This is a genomic window from Sulfurimonas sp. (assembly GCF_016744025.1).
Classification (GTDB): domain Bacteria; phylum Campylobacterota; class Campylobacteria; order Campylobacterales; family Sulfurimonadaceae; genus Sulfurimonas.
In genome coordinates this window covers 1-4,488 of sequence record NZ_JADGFC010000165.1, presented here as the reverse complement: position 1 = coordinate 4,488, position 4,488 = coordinate 1, and the positions used below count along the sequence as shown (strand labels likewise).

The 4,488-nt window shown below is 32.9% G+C and carries 6 protein-coding genes; 5 read left to right on the top strand and 1 reads right to left on the bottom strand.

Translation table 11 applies throughout. The features are described 5' to 3' along the window. The coding region (locus QZZ48_RS14295; protein ID WP_294966932.1) for a transporter substrate-binding domain-containing protein at positions 1-914 on the bottom strand (914 nt) is incomplete at its 3' end. Between the two features lie 161 nt (positions 915-1,075). Here QZZ48_RS14295 and pyrC point away from each other — a divergent pair. From pyrC to exbD, 5 genes are read left to right on the top strand one after another with little or no spacing between them, the layout of a single operon-like run. Next, positions 1,076-2,083 carry a dihydroorotase gene (pyrC, locus tag QZZ48_RS14290; RefSeq protein WP_294966931.1) on the top strand — a complete coding sequence of 336 codons (1,008 nt, stop codon included), beginning with the start codon at positions 1,076-1,078 and terminating at the stop codon, positions 2,081-2,083. Next, entirely contained in the window at positions 2,073-2,729 is a 657-nt protein-coding gene (locus QZZ48_RS14285; protein WP_294966930.1) for a response regulator transcription factor, read from the top strand. Before pyrC ends, QZZ48_RS14285 begins: the two co-directional genes overlap by 11 nt. Beyond that, on the top strand, positions 2,719-3,567 hold the full coding sequence (locus QZZ48_RS14280) for a HAMP domain-containing sensor histidine kinase (protein ID WP_294966929.1): 849 nt from the start codon (positions 2,719-2,721) through the stop codon (positions 3,565-3,567). The genes QZZ48_RS14285 and QZZ48_RS14280 overlap by 11 nt, the downstream gene beginning before the upstream one ends. Continuing rightward, positions 3,549-3,998, top strand: coding sequence for a TonB-system energizer ExbB (gene exbB / locus QZZ48_RS14275; protein ID WP_294966928.1), 450 nt, complete (start codon positions 3,549-3,551; stop codon positions 3,996-3,998). Before QZZ48_RS14280 ends, exbB begins: the two co-directional genes overlap by 19 nt. Before the next feature lie 3 nt (positions 3,999-4,001). After that, on the top strand, positions 4,002-4,421 hold the full coding sequence (exbD, locus tag QZZ48_RS14270; protein ID WP_294966927.1) for a TonB system transport protein ExbD: 420 nt from the start codon (positions 4,002-4,004) through the stop codon (positions 4,419-4,421). The last annotated feature ends 67 nt before the right edge of the window (positions 4,422-4,488 follow it).

Sequence of the window (4,488 nt, the reverse complement as noted above, 5' to 3'; positions counted from 1 at the left end):
CTGTACTTTCTCTGCGCTTCTTTAAAATACTTTTCATACTTTGGAAGACGAGTTTTCATCCTATTATAAAATACTCTTGTATCGTAATAATCAAATGTTCCTAAAAATGAGTAATAAAAATCTTTAAGTTCTATCATCTTTCCAGAGTGTTCAAAATTATTTAACCACTTGTATAAACTATCATTTACAGAGCTATCACCCTTTCTCAAAACCCATGCAAGATTTTTTTTCTTACTAAGGGTTAATGTTTTAATTAGTTCAGGATGATAACGCTGATTAATCATAAATATATTTGAATTACTAAGAGTACAGTCAATCTTTTTTTGATGAGTAAGTTCTAGTAGCTGTTCTGTAGAGTACTTATCTGTTACGTTATAATCAAGTCCTAATATATTTTGAGAAAGATCACTCATTGTGGATTCATAACTAGTATCTTTTCCTACTACAATTTTTAGTCCTACAAGATCTTCTAAAGTCTTTGGAACACTTCTTTTCTTCTTCATTCCACTATTACAGATAAGTTGTTCTTGCGTAGAGTAATATTGAGGACCAAAGATAAACTCTATTGACCTACTTGGAGTTTCGTTTATAGATGCTACAGTTATATCTCCAACACCATCTCTAGTCTTTTGAAGAGCTTCGCTAACAGTATAAACAACAGTTAAATTCAGATCAACACCTAAAGTATTTGCATAATCAGATACCAGTTCATACTCAAACCCACGCTCTTTATATGGACCAACATAATAAACAGTAGGAGAATTAAGAATAACAACATCAAGTCGTTTTTTTTCTTTGATTTTTTCAAGAAGAGTTAGAGGAGGCCTAGAAATATTAATAAAGAATAAACTAGCCTGCCATCCGACAATGAAAAATAGGACGGCTACTGCTGACTTTATTCTATATTTTCTCATTCATTACCTTTAAGTATTAAGTATATTTTGAAGACTTTCTTTGCTTTATTCTACTAGAGTAAGACTAACTACTAACTTAATTGCTATATAATTTTCATCTTTTTAAACCTTATTTAGCTATAATCACTTCAATAATTTATTCATATAAATCAAGGAAAAAAATGACAACTCACACTCTTTTAATGCCTCTAGATATGCACCTTCACCTTAGAGATGCTGTAATACTTGAAAACGTTGCTCCACTTACTGCTTATAGTTTCAGCGGAGCTATCGTTATGCCTAACCTTGTTCCTCCTGTGTCAACGCTAGAAGACATTCAAGCATATAAGCAAAGAATTATGGCTGCAGTTCCTAATGACTATTTTGAGCCTTATATGACTCTTTTTTACAAAAATTATGACAAAAAATTTCTAGAGAGCGTAGCAGAAGAAATTACTGCTATTAAACTTTATCCTGCTGGAATCACTACTAACTCTGAGGGTGGTGTTTCATCTTTTGATATTGAGGAGATGCGCCCTACTCTTGAAGCTATGAGTGAGTTAGAAATTCCTCTTTGTGTTCATGGTGAGACTGATGGTTTTGTTATGGATAGAGAAGCTGAGTTTATGAGCATCTATGAACTACTAGCTACTAATTTTCCAAATCTAAAAATTATTATGGAGCATATCACTACAAAAGAAGCTGTAGATATGCTAGATAAATTTGATAATCTTTATGCGACTATTACAGTTCATCACCTTCTCCTTACTCTTGATGATGTTGTTGGCGGTATGATGATGCCTCACAATTTTTGTAAGCCTATCGCGAAGAGACCAGAAGATTTAGATGCACTTCTAAGTGTTGCGCTAGAAGCTCATCCTAAAGTTATGTTTGGTTCAGACTCAGCACCTCATCCACAAAATAAAAAAGAGAGTTGTGGCTGTGCAGCGGGTGTATTTACAGCACCGATTGCACTTCAACTTCTATGTGAGATATTTGAGCAGTACGATAAGCTTGATAATCTTCAAGCTTTTGTTAGTGATAATGCTCAAGGTATCTATGGAATATGTCCTGAATTTAAAGAAGTAACTTTAGAAAAAAGAACTTTTGTTATCCCTGAAAAATATGGAACTGTTGTGCCAATGTACGCAGGTCAAGCAATAAACTGGGCGATAGAGAGTGTTGACTAAAATACTACTTTTAGAAGATGATCTCCTTTTTGGAGAGACTCTTGTTGACCTTTTAGAAGAAAATAACTTCGAAGTGACTCATGTCCCAAATGGGCAAAGCGCTATAGATGCTACCTTTGATGAGAAGTTTAATATTTATATCCTAGATATTAATGTCCCTCTTATTGATGGAATCACTGTTTTAAAAGAACTTCGAGATGCAAATGACTCCACTCCTACTATCTTTCTAACATCACATAAAGACAAAGAGATGCTTGCTCGTGGATTTGTAAGTGGTGCAGATGATTATATTACAAAACCTTTTGACAGTGATGAACTTATCTTAAGACTTCAAGCATTACTAAGAAGATGTAAAACAAGCAATAATACATGCGTCAAAGGCTTATGCCATGATGAAGTCCATAAGCGTATTTTGTACAATAAAGAAGAACTTAATCTATCACGAAAAGAGTATTCTCTTCTTTTACTACTAATGCAACATGCTGATAATACTGTTCCAAAAGAGCTTATAAGTGATGAGCTTTGGAATATCTCACAAACTGGAAGCGATGGAGCAATACGCGTTTATATAAACCGTATTAAACAGTTACTTCCGCAGATGACAATAGAAAATATTCGTGGAATCGGGTACAAACTTGTTTCGTAGTCTACGAATCAGTATCTTTGTCTACTACTTTTTAACGGTAAGTGCATTTCTTGGAACTCTTCACTACTTTTTAGCAGTTGTAGAAGTTCAAAATATTTTTCTTCTAGCAATTGTGATGACTTGTTTTAGTATACTTGGCGGAGTTATGATTTCCAAACTTTCTATCGACCCTCTCCAAGAACATGTTTCTAACCTACAGAATCTATCTAAAGAGACGCTTCATGAGTTAAATCTTCCTATAAGTACTATCATTACAAATCTAGATATGCTCAAAAAAAATATGGAAAATGAGAAAGATTTAAAACGAATTTCTAGAATTGAAACAGCATGTTCTATGCTAAAAGAGAGATATAACGAACTAGACTATATGATAAAAAAGCAGACTCTCCATGAGATAAAAGAGAAATTTATGCTTGATGAATTACTAAGACAAAGAGTCAAGTTCTTGCTGCATATTTATCCTCATATAGAATTTAGTTTGAAGTTAGAAAATACAGAGATAATCAGCGATAGAACTGGCTTGGCAAAGGTCATTGACAATCTAATAGACAATGCTATAAAATATTCACCTAATAGCAATCTATGTGACATAAGATTAAATGATAATAAACTCTATATTCAAGATTATGGTCTAGGAATGGATGAAGTAGAAATCATTAAAATATTTGACAACTGTTATCAATCTAATGGTAGTATGCGGGGCTTTGGCATAGGTCTTAGCATGGTCAAAAGATTTTGTGACATACAAAAAATACAACTGAATTTCAATTCTAAACTTGGATCTGGAACAACAGTACTACTAATATTTAAGGATAATGAATGCAAGACAACTTTTTAATATATGCAGAAGAAGCAGTCGATTACGGAGTAATGGGAGTTTTAGTACTTATGAGCATAGTAACTCTATGGTTATTTATAGAGAGAATGATGTTTTACAAAAGCATTCGTTTTGATGACTACAATCACAGAGATGTACTAGAGATGGACTTAACAGATAATATCGGAGTAATCAGTGCTATTGGTGCAAATGCTCCATACATTGGTCTTTTGGGAACTGTTGTCGGTATTATGATTACATTTTATACTATGGGTGACGTAGGTGCTGTAGATGCAAAGAAGATAATGATGGGTCTTGCTCTTGCACTTAAAGCTACTGCTATGGGTCTTATAGTTGCTATGCCTGCTATAGTTGCGTATACAATAGTACTTCGTAAAGTAGAGAAACTCTTAACTTCATATGATGTGATTCAAGACACAAAAGAGAAGTAAAGTATGCCTAGGTATAAAAAAGAACCAAAAAGATTTGATCAAATAAACGTTATTCCTTTTATAGATATTATGCTTGTTCTTTTAGTTATGGTTTTAACTACAGCTACATTTATAAAACAAGGTGTTATCCCTGTTGAACTGCCCCAAGCAAGTTCTAGTAAAAAAGAAGACCTTAAAAAAGAGATAAGCGTTTATGTAAATGCTAAAGGTGAGATGTTTTACGAGAAAGAAAAAGTAGATGCTAAAGGTCTTGAAGCTAAATTATCTAAAGTAGATAAGAAACAAACAATAGTTCTTAGAAGTGATAAAGAATCAAAATTTCAGGACTTTGTAACTGTTATGGATATACTAAAACGCCTCAAACACGAACAACTTTACATAGTTACTAAAGAGTATAATGAACCCCTAAAACTGAACCAGTAAAATTTGTTTTCTTATTTCAAAAATGATAAAATTGAAATAGAAAATATAGGGATTAAATATGAGTGTA